12 protein-coding genes are annotated in these 17,053 nt (G+C 34.1%); 3 read left to right on the top strand and 9 right to left on the bottom strand.

Annotation, left to right across the window (positions count from 1 at the left end; all coding sequences use genetic code 11):
- Window positions 1-161 precede the first annotated feature (161 nt).
- The 6 genes from nqrF to BUA46_RS12775 all read right to left on the bottom strand — a co-directional run bounded on the left by nqrF (window position 162) and on the right by BUA46_RS12775 (window position 6,339).
- Entirely contained in the window at window positions 162-1,469 is a 1,308-nt protein-coding gene (nqrF, locus tag BUA46_RS12800) for an NADH:ubiquinone reductase (Na(+)-transporting) subunit F (protein WP_026010062.1), read from the bottom strand.
- Window position 1,470: 1 nt separating this feature from the next.
- A complete protein-coding gene (gene nqrE / locus BUA46_RS12795; protein ID WP_019387879.1) occupies window positions 1,471-2,193 on the bottom strand; it encodes an NADH:ubiquinone reductase (Na(+)-transporting) subunit E in 723 nt (240 codons plus the stop codon).
- Window positions 2,194-2,267: 74 nt separating this feature from the next.
- Window positions 2,268-2,915, bottom strand: a complete 648-nt coding sequence (locus BUA46_RS12790; RefSeq protein WP_019387880.1) for an NADH:ubiquinone reductase (Na(+)-transporting) subunit D — start codon at window positions 2,913-2,915, stop codon at window positions 2,268-2,270.
- Window positions 2,916-2,918: 3 nt separating this feature from the next.
- Complete coding sequence (locus BUA46_RS12785; RefSeq protein WP_019387881.1) at window positions 2,919-3,680, bottom strand: Na(+)-translocating NADH-quinone reductase subunit C; 762 nt, start codon at window positions 3,678-3,680, stop codon at window positions 2,919-2,921.
- Between the two features lie 2 nt (window positions 3,681-3,682).
- The gene (locus tag BUA46_RS12780) at window positions 3,683-4,909 is read right to left on the bottom strand and encodes an NADH:ubiquinone reductase (Na(+)-transporting) subunit B (protein WP_019387882.1); all 1,227 of its coding nucleotides are present in this window, start codon (window positions 4,907-4,909) and stop codon (window positions 3,683-3,685) included.
- 74 nt (window positions 4,910-4,983) lie between these two features.
- Window positions 4,984-6,339, bottom strand: coding sequence for a Na(+)-translocating NADH-quinone reductase subunit A (locus BUA46_RS12775; protein ID WP_019387883.1), 1,356 nt, complete (start codon window positions 6,337-6,339; stop codon window positions 4,984-4,986).
- 162 nt (window positions 6,340-6,501) lie between these two features.
- Between BUA46_RS12775 and BUA46_RS12770 the strand changes: the two genes are divergently transcribed.
- Together BUA46_RS12770 and apaG are read left to right on the top strand one after the other, a co-directional pair.
- Complete coding sequence (locus BUA46_RS12770; RefSeq protein ID WP_019387884.1) at window positions 6,502-7,752, top strand: type IX secretion system plug protein; 1,251 nt, start codon at window positions 6,502-6,504, stop codon at window positions 7,750-7,752.
- Window positions 7,753-7,921: 169 nt separating this feature from the next.
- Window positions 7,922-8,308 (top strand): Co2+/Mg2+ efflux protein ApaG, encoded by a 387-nt coding sequence (gene apaG / locus BUA46_RS12765; RefSeq protein WP_019387885.1) that lies wholly within the window; start codon window positions 7,922-7,924, stop codon window positions 8,306-8,308.
- A 122-nt stretch (window positions 8,309-8,430) separates the two neighbouring features.
- On the opposite strand, the gene BUA46_RS12760 is transcribed toward apaG, so the two are convergent.
- Both BUA46_RS12760 and BUA46_RS12755 read right to left on the bottom strand, forming a co-directional pair.
- Entirely contained in the window at window positions 8,431-9,423 is a 993-nt protein-coding gene (locus tag BUA46_RS12760) for a DUF6695 family protein (protein WP_019387886.1), read from the bottom strand.
- The gene (locus tag BUA46_RS12755; protein WP_019387887.1) at window positions 9,416-10,138 is read right to left on the bottom strand and encodes an NRDE family protein; all 723 of its coding nucleotides are present in this window, start codon (window positions 10,136-10,138) and stop codon (window positions 9,416-9,418) included. Before BUA46_RS12755 ends, BUA46_RS12760 begins: the two co-directional genes overlap by 8 nt.
- A 151-nt stretch (window positions 10,139-10,289) precedes the next feature.
- On the opposite strand from BUA46_RS12755, the gene pruA reads away from it, so the two are divergent.
- Entirely contained in the window at window positions 10,290-11,918 is a 1,629-nt protein-coding gene (gene pruA, locus BUA46_RS12750; RefSeq protein WP_019387888.1) for an L-glutamate gamma-semialdehyde dehydrogenase, read from the top strand.
- 67 nt (window positions 11,919-11,985) lie between these two features.
- Here pruA and BUA46_RS12745 read toward each other — a convergent pair whose 3' ends face one another.
- Window positions 11,986-16,929 (bottom strand): DUF8202 domain-containing protein, encoded by a 4,944-nt coding sequence (locus BUA46_RS12745; RefSeq protein WP_019387889.1) that lies wholly within the window; start codon window positions 16,927-16,929, stop codon window positions 11,986-11,988.
- Window positions 16,930-17,053: the final 124 nt, after the last annotated feature.

Genomic DNA, 17,053 nt, shown 5'->3' with positions numbered 1-17,053 from the left:
ACAAGACAAATATAACATTTATTCGATGAAATGCAAATTTTTATCGATAAAATACATAGTTTTACATTTATTGACTCTGTAAGGATAACATCTTACTTAAAAATTGGGCATAAAAAAACCGCCTTTTCTGGCGGTTTTTTTATTTAAAATGTGTGATAGTCTTATCCACCAAAATCATCAAATCTGATATGCTCATCAGGGATACCAAAATCTTCACCCATTTTTTGAACTGCTTTGTTCATTAATGGAGGTCCACAGAAATATAATTCAATATCTTCTGGTGATTCATGTAAACTTAAATAATTATCAATTACACAATTGTGGATAAATCCAACGAATCCATCACCTGGTGAATCTATAGTTTCTTTAACTTTCCAATTATCTTCTGGTAATGGTTCAGATAATGCTAAATAGAAATTAAAGTTAGGGAAATCTTTTTCTAACTGATAAAAGTGATCTAAATAGAATAACTCTCTTTTAGATCGTCCACCATACCAATAAGTTACTTTTCTTCCAGTCTTTAATGTTTTGAAAAGGTGATATAAATGCGAACGCATTGGTGCCATTCCTGCTCCACCACCAACGTATAGCATTTCACTTTCAGATTCATTAATGAAAAACTCACCGTAAGGACCTGAAATAGTTACTTTATCACCTGGTTTTTGAGCAAAAATGTAAGATGAAGCAACACCAGGGTTAACATCCATCCAGCCATTTTTTGCACGATCCCAAGGCGGTGTAGCAATACGAACATTTAACATAATTTCTCGACCTTCTGCTGGGTAAGAAGCCATAGAATAAGCTCTTTCAACGGTTTCATCATTCTTCATTACTAGTGGCCAAAGACCAAACTTATCCCACTCAGCTTGAAACTTATCTGGAGTTTCATGTTCTTCTGGGTGTGCAGTAATATCAATATCAGCATATTTTATCTGACAAGGAGGAATTTCAATTTGAATGTATCCACCTGCTTTATAACCCATATCCTCTGGAATTTCAACAACAAATTCCTTAATAAAAGAGGCTACATTATAATTACGCACAACAGTTGCTTCCCATTTTTTAATACCAAAAACTTCTTCTGGTATGGTAATATCCATGTCTTGCTTTACTTTAACCTGACATGCTAATCGCGCACCATGCTGCAATTCTTTTCTTGTGAAATGCGGTGTTTCAGTAGGAAGGGCTTCACCTCCTCCTTCTAATACATGACATTCACATTGAATACATGTTCCACCACCACCACATGCCGATGGTAAAAAGATTTTTTGAGCACCTAATGTTGAAAGTAAACTTCCTCCAGAGGCTACCTCAATTTCTTTTTCACCATTAATGGTGATTTTAACTGGACCTGATGGCGAAAGTTTTTGTTTTACAAATAATAACAATGCGACCAACAACAAAGTAATTACTAAAAACGCTGTTACAGTTGCTATTACGGTTCCTAATGTTCCTGCGGCTAATATCATATTACTCATTTACTTTTATGTTGTTAGCTAACACTTTTTCTTTATTTAAATCTTCTTTTGAAGCTTCTACTTGGGTAGCTTCATCTGCTTTTGGAGCTTCATCGTCACCACCCGTTAACATACCTCCAAAACTCATAAATCCTATAGCCATTAAACCTGTAATAATGAAAGTTATTCCTAACCCTCTTAAAGCTGGTGGCACATTTGAATATCTAATTTTCTCACGAATAGCTGCAATGGCTAAAATTGCTAAAAACCATCCGATTCCAGAACCTACACCGTAGTTTAAGGCTAAACCTAACGTTGGTATTTCACGAGATTGCATAAATAAAGATCCTCCCAAAATCGCACAGTTTACTGCAATAAGCGGTAAAAATATACCTAATGAATTATACAATGAAGGTGAAAATTTTTCTACTACAATTTCTACCAATTGTACCATGGTTGCAATAGTTGCAATAAACATGATGAATGACAAGAAACTTAAATCATAATCTGCATATTCAGCACCTAACCAAGATAATGCTCCCGGTTGTAATAAATATTGATCCAATAACCAGTTTAATGGTACTGTAATAGCCAATACAAAAATTACGGCAGCACCTAGACCAACGGCTGTACTTACTTTTTTAGATACAGCTAGGTAAGAACACATCCCTAAGAACGTGGCAAATACCATGTTATCTATAAATATTGATTTGAAAAATAATTCTATATGTTCCATATATATTAGTTATTTGTTATTTGTTAATTGTTACTGGTTCCAATAACCAATAACTAGTAACTTGTAACCAAATTTTAATGATCTTCTATTAATGCTTTATTTCTACTACGTTGTACCCAGATTATAATACCAACTACAATTAATGCCATTGGCGATAATAACATAAAACCGTTATTTTCATAGCCTAAAGCATACAATCCTGTTTTCTCGATAGGATCTCCTAAAACTTTAAATCCAAGTAAAGTACCAGATCCTAAAAGCTCTCTAAAAAATCCAACTATAATAAGAATAACACCGTAACCTGCTGCATTTCCTATCCCGTCAAGAAATGAACGCCATGGTCCGTTACCTAAAGCAAAAGCTTCAAAACGTCCCATAATAATACAGTTTGTAATAATAAGACCTACGAATACTGATAAGGTTTTACTTAACTCGTAAGCAAAAGCTTTTAAAACTTGATCAACTATAATTACAAGAGCTGCTACAACTACAAGCTGAACTATAATTCTAATTTTAGAAGGAATTATATTTCTCATCAAAGAAATAACCACGTTTCCTATTCCTAAAACAAACAATACCGAAACAGCCATTACAATTGAAGCTTTCAATTCTGCAGTAATCGCTAAAGCTGAACAAATACCTAATACTTGAATCGTAATAGGGTTATTATCCGCTAATGGGTCTGTGATTAACTTTGTGTCTTTTTTTGATAAAAGTCCCATAGATTAATTTGTTTTTTGAGTTTTTAAACTATCGAAATAAGGCTTGTATAACTTTAAATCGCTTTTTATCATGGCTGTAACACCATCTCCTGTAATTGTTGCACCAGCAATGGCATCAACTTCGTTATCAGTTTTATCTAGATTTTTAGGATCTGCATTACCTTTTGCAACGGTAATACCTTTAAAGGCACCATTTTCAGTTAATAGATGCTCTCCATAAAAATCATCCATAAAGAATCGTTGCTTAATGTTTGCTCCTAATCCAGGTGTTTCACCTTTATGATCAAAATAAGCACCCTGTACTACCATATTTTCATCTAAAGCAACATATCCCCAGATAGCATCCCATAAACCTTTACCATATATCGGAGCTACGTAATATGTTTTACCTTCTCTTTCACCAACAAATAATGGTAATTTTCTAGAGTAATCAGGATCTTTAGCAGCCGATTTTTCTTTTTTGATATCAATTAAATATGCTTGGTCATCTTCTTTTGCAACACCGTCAATAATAACTAATTGTTTTTTTATAAACGATTGGAAAGCTTCAGGTGCTTCTGTTGCAGAAATGAAAACAGCACTTGTTTCGTCGTTCTCATTAACACCCATGGCGTATAAGATATTCTGTTGCTTTTCAATACGCTTATTTTCTGTAATATTAGGCTTTAATGATGCTGCAGTAAAAGCTAATAAAGCACCAACAACCACAACCATTCCTATGGCGAATAGTATTGTATATATATTAGAATCTGTTTTATTACTCATGATTAAGCCGTTTTTACTTTTAAACGTTTCATTCTTTTCTTTACATTTCCTTGAACCACATAATGATCGATGGTTGGTGCAAACACATTCATTAACAAGATTGCTAACATGACACCTTCAGGGTAAGCTGGATTAAACACACGAATCATTATTGATATAAAACCAACCAAGAAACCGTAAATCCATTTCCCTTTATTGGTTTGCGAAGCAGTTACCGGATCGGTAGCCATAAACACAGTACCAAAAGCAAATCCTCCTATTATTAAATGTTCCCAGAAAGGAGCGCTCATTAAACCGTAAAATTTACTACTATCTGTAATCCATCCTGAAGCTGCCACTTGATTAAAAATTAATCCCATTATAATAGCACCTACAACAGAGGATAACATAATTCTCCAACTACCTATTTTGGTGAATACTAAAAACAATCCACCTAAAATTATTAATAACGTAGAAGTTTCTCCAACAGAACCCGGAATAAATCCTAAGAACATATCCATGACTTCATAACCTGCTTCTTTGCCTTGTGCTAAACTCCCTAAAATCGTTTCTCCAGAAATAGCATCTAAGTTTTGTCCTGCTGCAATAGCTTGATCTCTTTCAACCGCGCCATGAACCCAAACTTTATCTCCAGACATCCAAGTTGGATATGCGAAGAATAAAAACGCTCTAATAGTTAATGCTGGATTTAAGATATTCATCCCTGTACCACCAAAAACTTCTTTTCCTATAACAACACCAAAAGCGACTGCAACAGCTAACATCCATAACGGAATATCAACAGGAACAATTAATGGCACAAGCATACCAGTTACTAAATAACCTTCTTCTACTTCGTGCTTTTTAATTACTGCGAATAAAAATTCGATTGCTAAACCAACACCGTATGATACAATTACAAGCGGTAAAATTTTCACTAAACCAACCAGAAAATTATCTAGTGTCCAGAATTCAGAACTAAAAAACCCACCTGAAACAGCTTCAATTTCTCCTAAAGCAATATAATGCTGGTAACCAGCATTAAACATACCAAACAATAAACATGGCACCATAGCCATAATTACAATATTCATGGTACGCTTTAAATCGTCTGCTGCTTTTATATGGGTACCATTATGAGTAGTTTCATCTGGTAAGTATAAAAACGTATGAAGTGCATTAAAGGCAGGAGCCATTTTTTTGTACTTATACTTTCTCTTTAAAATATGTAATCTCTTTTTTAAATCCATCTTGCAATATTTTTCATTTCGTTCCTCAATGAATAATCTTAAACATTTTTCATTTTACTGTTTAAAATGAATAATTAACCAATTTCTTTAAGCATTAAGTCTAAACCTTCTCTTATAATTTTTTGATGTGGTTGTTTAGATACACATACAAATTCTGTTAAGGCAAAATCTTCAGGAGCTACTTCGTACATTCCTAAGGCTTCCATTTCGTCTAAATCTTTATACATACAAGCCTTCAAGATTTGCATAGGATAAATATCTAATGGAAAAACTTCTTCATAAGTTCCTGTTGTTACAAACGCTCGGTGTTCCCCGTTGGTGTTTGTATTTAAATCATATTTCTTATTTGGCGTTAACCATGAAAATGTTAATGCTCGAGATGTTGAAATTTTATTAAACACAGGCTTATTCCATCCAAACAACTCATAATCATCACCTTCTGGGATTATAGAGATGACATTACTGTAATAATCTAATGCTCCATCTGGCCTAATTTCTTTTCCTGATAGCACATTTCCAGAAATAATACGAGCATTTGATTTTTTGCTTAAACCTTTATCATAAATAATAGTAGAAACTTCACTTCCTGCAAGTGTTTTAAAATATCTAGGTTTTTCAACGGCAGAACCTACTAAAGCAACAATACGCTCAGCATTAAACTTACCTGTTAAAAGTAATTCACCTATAATAACTAAATCTTGAGGTGCAACCGTCCATACAACTTCACCTTTATTTACAGGATCAATTCTATTTATTTGAGTCCCCACATTTCCAGAAGGATGTGGTCCTGAAACTTTATGTAACGTTATCCCTTTTAAATTCGATAAAGGTGAATTAGCATCTTTCCCTACAGAAACATGCACTTTACCTTCGGTTAACTTACCTAAGGCCGTAATTGCAGCTTGTAACTCCGCTTCTTTTCCTTGAAGTGTAAAATCTAAATCGGCTGCTAATGGCGCGCTTGCATAACCAGAAATAAAAATCGCTTTAGGTGATTTTTCTGGATTTGCAATCACATCATACGGACGTTGTTTTACAAACGGCCAGCAACCTGAAGCTAATAAATGTGCCTTAATTTCTTCAGGGCTTAACCCCTCAATATCACATTTACCGTAATCTTCAAAAACTTGCGTTTTATCTGCTTCAATTTTTATAGCATCAATGCGTCTTTTTGGTCCTCTAACCACCTCAACTACTTTCCCAGAAACAGGAGATACAAATTTCACTACTTCTTTGGATTTGTCGAAAAACAATACACCTCCAGCTTTTACTGTAGTGCCTTCTTTTGCAACAAGTTTTGGTATAACGCTATGAAAATCTTCTGGTCTTATAGTGCAGTAGTTGCTAATAATCGCACGTTCTACGGCTTTTTCAGCTTCACCTATAAGTTTAATGTCCAGACCTTTTTTAATACGAATGTCGTTTGACATATTTATTTTATTGAAATTAGTTGTCTAAAAATCGCTGCAAAAATACGAATAAATAGCTAATTTGATACTCAATTTAATCTCTACTTGTTATTTATATTTATTCTAAATAATACGATTTAGCTTAGGCACAGAATTTGCTTATATTTACAAAAAAAGTCTAGAATGTCGTTTAAACTTATATGGTTATCTCTTTTAATCACTACCAGTTTTGTGCTTAATAGCCAAGAACAAGAAGTTAACCCACCTGAATACATCAAATCAATTACTTTTAAAAGCTCCAGTAGCAATTTAGGAGAACTTCCTATTATGAAACTAGGTGAACCTTTTTACTTAGAATTTGATGCTTTAGTGAGTAACGAACCGGATTTTTATTATAAAATTCAGCATTGTGATTATAACTGGAAACCATCAGTTCTCGTAAAATCAGAATACCTTTTAGGAATCGATAATTTTCGTATTCAGGACTATCAAAACTCCTTTAATACGTTTCAACTGTATTCGCATTATAAATTATCACTCCCTAATTCACAAACCAAACAGTTAAAAGTTTCAGGTAATTATATTATTTCCATTTACAACAACTCTCGAGATTTAGTGTTTTCAAGAAAATTTATGATTTATGAAGACATCGTTACCCCTGGTATCGCCATAAAACGCTCAAGAGATGTTAGCAATATTGAAACCACGCAAACCGTAGATATCGAAATTGCAGCAGGCAGATCCGTTAACAACCCGCAGCAAACCGTAAAGACATTAATCATTCAAAATAATAATTTAAACACCGCCATTGGCAACCTAAAACCACAATATACTGTGGGCAATAAACTTATTTATAGATATATAAAAGAAACTGCATTCCCAGGTGGTAACGAATATTTATTTTTCGAGACTAAAGATGTAAGAGCTGCAACGATGCGGGTACAAGCTATTGCACTTGAAGACATTTATCAAGCCTATTTATTTATGGATGGATCGCGAAAAAACGTACCATATACGTATAATCCAGATATTAACGGGCAATTTAAAATTGTGGCTATAGACAGAGACGATGTAAGTGTAGAAGCAGATTATGTTCAAGTACATTTCTCTTTACAATATCCTGAATTACTCGATGGTAAAAACATATATGTATATGGCAATTATAATAACTTTGCTCTTAATGATGAGAACCGAATGGACTTCTACCCCGAAGGCAGAGTTTACAAAACAAAATTAAAGCTCAAGCAAGGGTTTTATAACTACAAATATGTGGTAGTAGATAAAAATGGTATCTTAGATGAAGGCGCTATAAGTGGCAATTTTTGGCAAACCGAAAACAATTATAAAGTATTGGTATATTACAGAAATTTAGGTGCTCGATACGACCGAATCATAGGTTTTAACCAAGTATCGTCTACAAACATCACTAACTAAGTCGACTAGTACATAATAAATACCGCATTAACACTTAGTTAAAATAGAATTTTAACAATTATTGCAGGCTAAAAATGCATTTCATCTAATTTTTCCATCAAAGACGTTAAAAATTACGTTAACCACTTAATATTTATTATTTTAGCACGCGCTAATACTTTGCACAACAATGGTTCAACAAGTAACAAAAGGCATAAAAATTTCGGTAGAAACCACCTTCGAGGGCTCGTTTTATAAAAATTATAAAATACAATACGCCTTTGGATATACTATTACAATCGAAAACCAGAGTAAAGATTCTGTGCAATTAAATGCGCGCCATTGGGAAATATTAGACGCGCTAAATAACATTGAAACCGTCTCTGGCGAAGGTGTTATTGGCAAAAAACCAGTACTAAAACCGGGCGATTCGCACACCTATACATCGGGTTGTTTACTCACCTCACCTTTTGGTGCTATGCAAGGTCATTACAGTATGGTTAACTTCACAACCACCAAAAAATTTCAGGTTACCATCCCAACATTTAAATTAAGTGCACCCTTTGCAATAAATTAGAAGATAAATTGGGCGTTACCCTATCGGGTCGGGCTTTTCATTACAATCTTTTTGATCGTGCCTCACAAAAAGGATTTTCATTGCAATCCCTAACGCAAATCAACTTCACGTATTTATTAAAATTAAGATTTTCTTTCAAACCTATAAATACGTTCATTTTGTTTGACATGGAAAAATTTACAATTAGAATAATGAATAAATTCAAACTCTAAATCGTAATCAAATGAGTCATCTTCAACAGTAAATACATCATGAATATCTATATTTCCGTATGGCGAAACCCGTCTAAAATGATATTCTACATCATGCCCTTTTTTGTGTAATTCAAACCAAGCACCAGCAGCTATTCCAGAAAGCCACTGTGCCTTTTCATGTAAGTCATTAACCGGTTTTGGATGTTGAGTTCCAACCAAATTCACTTCATGATCTTTCAACTTATCTAGAAAACAACGAATGTTTTCACTTCGTTGCGACCCTGTAAATTTTGTTATTTCACCCATTTCTGAAACTTCATAAGGGTGATTTTCAGTATCAGCAAGTAACACATTTCCAACGGTACTAGGTGTAAACCATTTTGAGTTTTTCAGTCTTTTTTTAATCTTAACATCAGTTACCGAAGCAATCAAAGAATCGGTTACAAAACGCGCGCAATTACAAGCATCTTTTACAAAAGCAGCATACCTTATAAAATGCTTTTCTTGCATGCTGGTTATATGGGCTCTCGCTTTTTTATAGTTTACCGCATTACAAACCGAAGCTATTAATTTACCATCACCATGTGTAATTTTGGGGTGCGTTCCTAAATACTCTAAAATAGCATCTAAGTTTTTAATCTCGTTATATTCTATTTCAGCTTTTAGCGGGAAATGTAATTCATTATCGGTATCTCTACCTCGAACTCGTCCTGTGGGTTCTGGCGTGATATACCTTCCAAAATCATGATATTCTAAAACACCCGTTGATTTTTCAATTAAAACCAATGCGGCATGTCCTGCGCGTAAATAATTCTTTTTACCAACACCTAAATATCTTAAATATGGTGAAAACCACTCTTCAGAAACCATTACAATGGTATCAGGATACGCTAATGTTAAAATAATACCCGTATTATCCATTAACAATTTGAGGAACATTAAAAGTTTTAGTAGTCACTATGTTTTGCTCTAAGTTTTCATAGCGCATTTGCAATTGGCCACCTGTTTTTTCAACTTGGGTAATACTTGTTGTTTTTACAAAACCACGGTCCATAATAAGGCCATAATCTAAATTATCTACATCTTCAGTTTTATGAAACTCAAGTAATGTTTCTCCACTCAAAACATTAAAAGCAATAAAATTTTCAAACCATAGCTGGCGCTCTTTTTGCATACCATCGGTATATAAAGTCGTAGAAGACCATACTCTAGGTTCAGGAGGCAATTCAACCAAGTGTTTGAAATTACCATCCCACACCAATTCGAAGATTTTAAGTGTTTGGTTCCAATCTGGAATAACCATAGTGAAGGGTTCAATACCAACAAGATTATAAGCCTCTATGCATGTAACAATATCATCAGCAAGCATAAAATCGTTGGCAACAACACCTCTACTCTTTCTATACTCTGGTAAACGCTCATGATGTTTAAAACCACCATTAAGCACGCAAACTACGCGATTTTTTTCACTAACACCAATCCATGTCCCCCCTTTTACATCCTTAGGAAACAACAATTTAGTGTTATCCATAGTGTAAAAATCAGGTTCTAAAGACTCCCTATCAGGTGCTTCATCACGATTTGTCGTTAATACAAAATCATAATTATTTTTTGGATAAATGGTTACGGTGCACATAAAATCTGTAGTCTTAAAACAGGATAGCAACTTACAAAAAATAAATAAAAATTAACGTGGTTTTAAGAAGTCAACTTTCAATTAAATCATTTAAATATTCGTAAATTTGTGCCAGATTTACTGAAAATTCAATAACAAAAAATAGAAAATCATGGGAAAAGGCTTTTTTAATGTACCAATTGCTGTTAACGAACCTGTAAAATCTTATGCACCTGGATCACCAGAACGTGATGCAGTCCTAAAGACTTACAAAAACATGTTTAATAGTAAAATTGACATTCCTTTATACATAAATGGCAAAGACGTAACTACGGGTAACACCAGAACTATGTCGCCACCACACGACCATAAACATGTTGTGGGCACGTATCACCTTGCAGAACAAAGTCATGTTGAAGAAGCTATTGCTACATCATTAGAAGCGCGTAAAACTTGGAGTTTAATGCCTTGGGAACAGCGCGCCGGTATCTTTTTAAAAGCTGCTGAATTAATTGCTGGACCATATAGAGCAAAAATTAATGCTGCAACTATGATTGCACAGTCTAAGACCATCCATCAAGCAGAAATTGATGCTGCTTGTGAGTTGATAGATTTCTTGCGTTTCAACGTTCAGTTTATGACCGACATTTACATGGAGCAACCAGAAAGCACAAGTGATGCATGGAATAGAGTTGAGTATAGACCCTTAGAAGGCTTTACTTATGCGGTTACACCATTTAACTTTACAGCCATTGCCGGAAACTTGCCTGCTTGTATGGCATTAATGGGGAATGTTGTAGTTTGGAAACCAAGTGATAGCCAAATTTATTCTGCTAAAGTAATTATGGATGTGTTTAAAGAAGCCGGTGTTCCTGCGGGAGTTATAAACGTTGTTTTTGGAGACCCTGTAATGATTACCAACACCGTTATGGCGAGTCCTGATTTCTCAGGATTACATTTCACAGGTTCTACTTATATTTTTAAAGAACTATGGAAACAAATAGGGAACAACATTCATAATTACAAAACATACCCGAGAATAGTTGGAGAAACTGGCGGTAAAGATTTTATTGTTGCTCATAAAACAGCTAACGCCAAACAAGTAGCAACAGCTATTGTACGTGGTGCTTTTGAGTTTCAAGGGCAAAAATGTAGCGCAGCTTCTAGAGCATACATTCCAAAAAGTTTGTGGAGTGACGTTAAGAAATTTGTTATTGAAGATGTAAACTCATTTAAAATGGGCTCTCCAGAAGATATGAGCAATTTTATTACTGCGGTTATTCATGAAGGCTCTTTTGATAAATTAGCCAAATACATTGACCAAGCTAAAGCGGATACAAATGCTGATATTATAGTTGGTGGTGGTCATGATAAGAGCAAAGGGTATTTTATTGAACCTACTGTAATTGTTACTACAGATCCAAAATACACAACCATGTGTACCGAACTTTTTGGACCAGTCATTACCATTTATGTTTATGAAGATGACGCTTACGCGGAAACTTTAAAACTTGTTGATGGCACCAGTGAGTACGCTTTAACAGGTGCGATTTTATCAACCGATAGATTCGCCATTACACAAGCCACAGAAGCTTTACAAAACGCTGCCGGAAACTTTTATATTAATGATAAGCCAACTGGCGCTGTTGTAGGACAACAACCATTTGGAGGTGCAAGAGCTTCTGGAACTAACGATAAAGCCGGAAGTGCACAAAACTTGTTACGTTGGGTATCACCAAGAATGATTAAAGAAACTTTTGTAACACCTACAGATTATAGATATCCGTTTTTAGGAGAATAAACAATTCAAAAAAATACATAAAAAAAACCCATCAAAATTGATGGGTTTTTTTATTCAACACTCGTTCTCAATTTATTTGCTTGATAATTTTTCTTGTTACTATGCCTTTAGCCGTTTTTAATTTTACAATATAAATACCTTCTAAGAGAGATAATGGTACCGATGTATCTGTGTTTGTATTCAATTCTACAAATTCGATTTTCTGACCATAAAGATTGTAAACCGAAAGGTCCAAAAGATCTATTTCTTCAGTATTTATTATTTTAAATATAGAAGTATCTGAGATAAAAATACCTCTTGTAACACTATCAACTTCCTCAGTCGCATCATCAGTTATTACAGAATCTTCATCCGATTGAAATACCAATTTAAATCGATCATCATATGTTCCAGCATCTAAATAAATTTCAAATGGTGTTTCGTTAATTTTGAATACTTCTTCTGTCACTAAATCTTTTATGTATACATCTATTGGAGCAGACATATTTTCTAAAGACGTTAGATTAATTCTAGCAGTGCCTGCGGTATTCACAACTAATCCTAAGTCAAATTCTTGAGTAGAAATGAATCCTCCAACACCTTGAATTACGAATTTATTATTATTTAAATTCCAATACATGTCCTCCTTGTTAATATCAACCATAAAGGCATCAAATCCTAAATCAAATCCTTCAGAAGCTTTACTATTCGTTCCTAAAACAATTTGTCTATGATATCCTAATGGCGAATCATAGGTTAATCGAATAATAGGATTATCATTATAAGTTGTTTTTTTACCTAAAGTATTTGAATTTTTCTTTTTAGAAGTTTTCATAAAAACAGATTCTAACACCCCTGGTGAAGATTCTTCCAGTTCGGTAACAAATACACGTTGACTGTTTTTAAATACAATAGTACCGCCATCAACTGTTGCTATAGGAGTTCCATTATCATTATTAAATCCGTCTATTAATGTCGATACAAAAAATCCTTGGTTTACAGGAATATAAGGCCCTGGAACTTTTGTACCTGTAGCCATATTATCATTAACCCTAACATCATTTGAAATTGCTGCTGCACCACCTGTTAAATTTCGTGTAGCATAACCACCAACATAATCTTTTAAAACATGAGAGTCTGCCTGACCAAAATGATCCCAAAAATAAAGTGCGCCATTAATTACTGTTCCGTTGGTATTGTTACCACCATCAGCTATACTCAAATTATCCAAAATAAAATCGGTTGCATCAATCGCAGATGGGTATGGATTTCCAACTAATCGGTCTACTTCGCCCGACGTATTATCTAAAGCTAACGAAATATCACCATTATTAGGCAATCCTTTAAAAACATAATTTTGTGTTGTTGATATTGGAACAGAAGCAGTTCCAGCAGTTCCTTTCATTGTAAATCCTTCGCCTGCCATTAATGAGGTAGACTCATTAATTTTTTCCCAAGCATTATAGTCATCTGCTGCTCCATAAAATTTATAAAGCCAATGTGTACTGATTGTTCTTGCAAAACCTGGAGGTGGTATTGAAGTACTGCCGTTTGGTGAACTATTAAATAGCATATCTTGATATAAACCAGATATTGTTCCATCTTTTAAAACACTAGCAATTATATGGTTTGCATTTGTGGTTGAAATACCTGTTCCTCTTGTTGCTGTATTTCCTGCAATTGGGCCCACAGAAGAAGACCAGTAGTTGTAATTAAAACCATTTGCAGTTCCTTGTTGATCTCTTTCAATAAACCCTCCACTGTCAATATCTATAACACTACCTTCAGATTGTACTAATTGCGATTCTCCAACTAAATCGATTATCCCGTCTAACTCTAAATAGTGTGAAATGGTTAACCCTTGTCCTGAATTTGTTTCGTTTTGCGGATCTATTGGGTCTGCGATTTTTAGAGTTCCATCGGTTTGAATTAAACCTAAAACTGAAATATCTCTGTCACCTGAATCAATATCATGACCTATCTGTACAATATTCCAATCTATCATAGTACTTCCATCTAAACTTAGCGTATTTGGAATGACTTGATCTGCATTATTGGTCCAAGTTGCTGCAGTATCCCAATCGCCATTATTTGCCGAAATATAAGGCACAGGCGCAGTTTGATCATCAAGAAGCGATTTATCTTTATCTAAATACTTTAGTCTTAAGAAGAAACGATCGTCGGTTAACCCTTCAATGGTTGAGCCATAAATTGAGTTAAAATCGTAATATACTCTTAAACTACTCCATGGTATAGAAGCAACCACATTACTAGCCGATGCTTGCGGTATTATTTTTCCAGTTGTATAATCGGTTCCACTAATATCAAATCGTTCAATTTCTTGATTCATCAAGAATCTTATTTGCTCTTGTGTTAGCTCTAAATCCCATACATAAACTTCGTCTATTTCTCCTAAAAGCGGATTTATCACATTATTTTTATCAATATACAATGCACCAATAGCATAGTTATTGAAATTTGGTGTAGGATGAACTATATCTAGCACAGATTTATCTAAAACCCCGTCGATATACATTAAAATAGTACCACTATCAAATACAAATGCGGTATGATGCCATTTACCATCATCAATATCCATATTTGAAGTATATTTTGGTGTAACACTATCATCAATAAAAACTTCAATATTTCCAGAAGTATTTAATCTTATCTGTAGTTTTTCACCTTTGGCCATAACTGTTCTATTTGCAGCTAAAGTTGGACACTTAACCCAAGCCGAAATTGTAAAATTATCGGTATTAAGGTTTAAACTAGACTCGCCAACAAGGTAATCACCTGAAGCTATATTGATTGAATGGTCATCTGTTAATTTTGAAGTTTTTCCGAAAGTAAAATATTTGGTCCCATCAAAATCGTACCATGTTTGAAGATTTACACCTCCATCCTCAGATCTTAGCGGAATCACATCAATGATATCTCCATCTGCAAAATTAGGATTATCAGCAACAATCAATGCATATTCTTCAGTCGCTGTTTTCGAAAAACCACTAAACGCTGCTGAAGGAATAGATACATAAACTGTTTCCACATCTCCATTTACATCTTCGTTTGATTCTACAATCATCCATTTTCTATCAATTCTAGTTAAACTCGTTGTTAAACCAGAAGCTACGGTTACAGTGTTGGTATTAGTCCCAGAAAACGCACCATTATCATTACCCCACACTAAAAAATCACCATCTTTTTTAAATTCGTGAGTATTAGCACTGTTGGTATTAAAAACACCACCTAAACCTATAGTTACTTCGTTTATTAAATTGATAGTCTTAGATTGTTTTTGATTTAAATCGGAAATAGAATCTCTTCCAATTCCAGCAACATGGTAATTATATCCAGCATTTGCTGAAATATCCCAAACGGAAGTATTAAAAGAATTTATGTAGTCTTTTTGAGCTTCGGTGGCAGCACCTAAAGTGATACCATATTTAATTCCTAAGTAAGATTCAATTTTTTGGCGATCGGCATCTGGGACACGTTCAGCAAAAGTAAATATTTCTGCAACTCTGCCATTTAAGCTTCCCTGTAAATCATAATTTCTTCCAATCCAATAACGAGTTCCTAAAACTGTTGGTGGTGGACCTGGATCTACAGAAGTTACATTCGCATAAGGAGCATCGTTAACTTCAGATGTTGTTAATAAATTAGAGTTATATAAAATCTCTTGGCCAGTGAGTACAGTGATTGAATTATTTCTTACATTAATAATACCCGCATTAGAGTATGTTGAATTGATTTCAGCAACTCCATTAAAATTACCTCCACCAGCAATATCTTGGTTGTATGATAATGATTCGTTTGTAAATTCAGATGAATAATCACCGAAGCCAACACCTGTGATATCTCCAACAGTACCTACAGTTATACCTGCAAAAATAGTGTTTCTTGACGAGGCACTCGTCATGGTCGCATCAGGAATCATAACGATAAATATATCCTGACTGTAAAACCCATTGGTAGCATTATACAAATATTGTTCTACAGTTGCGCCATCATTTTCAAACTCAATTACAGGGTTAAAATTTATATTGTCAGTTGCATTGTCTAAATATGTTGGCTGATTTGCTCCTACAGGTTGAATCGCGTCTTTACCATTTGTACCTAAATCTGCCCAAGTTGAAACTTTCGATGCCGTTTCAGTAATTCCTCTTGTAGACTTTAACCAAAGTCTAAAATCTGCAGTTATACCACCAGGTCCCGGGATATTGAAATCATACATTTCAGCACTCACTGTAAACGTAAATGTTGTGTTATCACTATTACCAATACTTATTATAGAAGATTGCGTACCAGTAGAAGCAGGAGCTGTAAAAGTTACATTAAAAATAATAGACCCAAATGGCAATATATCATTATAAGGAATTGAAAATGGTGATGATACTGCAAAATCAGTATTACTACTAACTACCGATGAAATATCAAGATTACAACTTCCTATATTCGAAATAACATATGTTCTAGTTACTGAAGACCCTTCTTCAACAACACCAAAAAATGTACCATTATCATCTTCAGTTGTAGTATCTCCATGATATATATCGGCATATGGAACGCCTCCTAAAACAAAAATTTCAGGTGTAGATTCAACATCTACTGTAAAGGTAAAATTGGCTTGATCTTTAAGCTCAATGGTTACTAAAGTACTTGTTGAAGGACAGTTACCACTAGTATTCTCAATTTCAAAATCAAGATATTTACTTCCATTACCATTACATGATGCTTGTTTTATCTTTCTTTTAGGGTTATTTGGTGTGATATTAAAGTCGGCAGTGTTTGCTATATCGACATCGTCAACTTTTAACCTTTTATCATTATCACAACTTCCAGGTTCAATATTAGTTATCCTAAAATCGACTCGTGTTCCTTCATTTATTGAAATAGTTGAGCCATCTGTTATAACGGCTCCTCCAATAATTTCAACCTGGATAATTTGAGCTTTACCTACAAAACCAAGTAGTAAAACAAATACAAAAACAATTTTTCTTAAAAGACTCTGAAGTAAAGATCTTCTCATATTAATTTAGATTTAGGGCATTAAAATTATAATGAGAGACGTTCAATTATGTAATAATCGATGCACAATAATAAAAATAAAAATCGATATAACGCAAATTTATTCGATAAAAAACAAAAAAATT

Origin of the sequence: Algibacter luteus (assembly GCF_900141715.1) — a bacterium.
Classification (GTDB): domain Bacteria; phylum Bacteroidota; class Bacteroidia; order Flavobacteriales; family Flavobacteriaceae; genus Arenitalea; species Arenitalea lutea.
The sequence above is the reverse complement of the archived record's forward strand: the minus strand, read 5'-3'. Positions and strand labels throughout refer to the sequence as shown.

Coding starts and splice junctions, on each gene's coding strand:
- nqrF (WP_026010062.1), bottom strand. CDS start 1,469: ATGATATTAGCCGCAGGAACATTAGGAACCGTAATAGCAACTGTAACA.
- nqrE (WP_019387879.1), bottom strand. CDS start 2,193: ATGGAACATATAGAATTATTTTTCAAATCAATATTTATAGATAACATG.
- BUA46_RS12790 (WP_019387880.1), bottom strand. CDS start 2,915: ATGGGACTTTTATCAAAAAAAGACACAAAGTTAATCACAGACCCATTA.
- BUA46_RS12785 (WP_019387881.1), bottom strand. CDS start 3,680: ATGAGTAATAAAACAGATTCTAATATATATACAATACTATTCGCCATA.
- BUA46_RS12780 (WP_019387882.1), bottom strand. CDS start 4,909: ATGGATTTAAAAAAGAGATTACATATTTTAAAGAGAAAGTATAAGTAC.
- BUA46_RS12775 (WP_019387883.1), bottom strand. CDS start 6,339: ATGTCAAACGACATTCGTATTAAAAAAGGTCTGGACATTAAACTTATA.
- BUA46_RS12770 (WP_019387884.1), top strand. CDS start 6,502: ATGTCGTTTAAACTTATATGGTTATCTCTTTTAATCACTACCAGTTTT.
- apaG (WP_019387885.1), top strand. CDS start 7,922: ATGGTTCAACAAGTAACAAAAGGCATAAAAATTTCGGTAGAAACCACC.
- BUA46_RS12760 (WP_019387886.1), bottom strand. CDS start 9,423: ATGGATAATACGGGTATTATTTTAACATTAGCGTATCCTGATACCATT.
- BUA46_RS12755 (WP_019387887.1), bottom strand. CDS start 10,138: ATGTGCACCGTAACCATTTATCCAAAAAATAATTATGATTTTGTATTA.
- pruA (WP_019387888.1), top strand. CDS start 10,290: ATGGGAAAAGGCTTTTTTAATGTACCAATTGCTGTTAACGAACCTGTA.
- BUA46_RS12745 (WP_019387889.1), bottom strand. CDS start 16,929: ATGAGAAGATCTTTACTTCAGAGTCTTTTAAGAAAAATTGTTTTTGTA.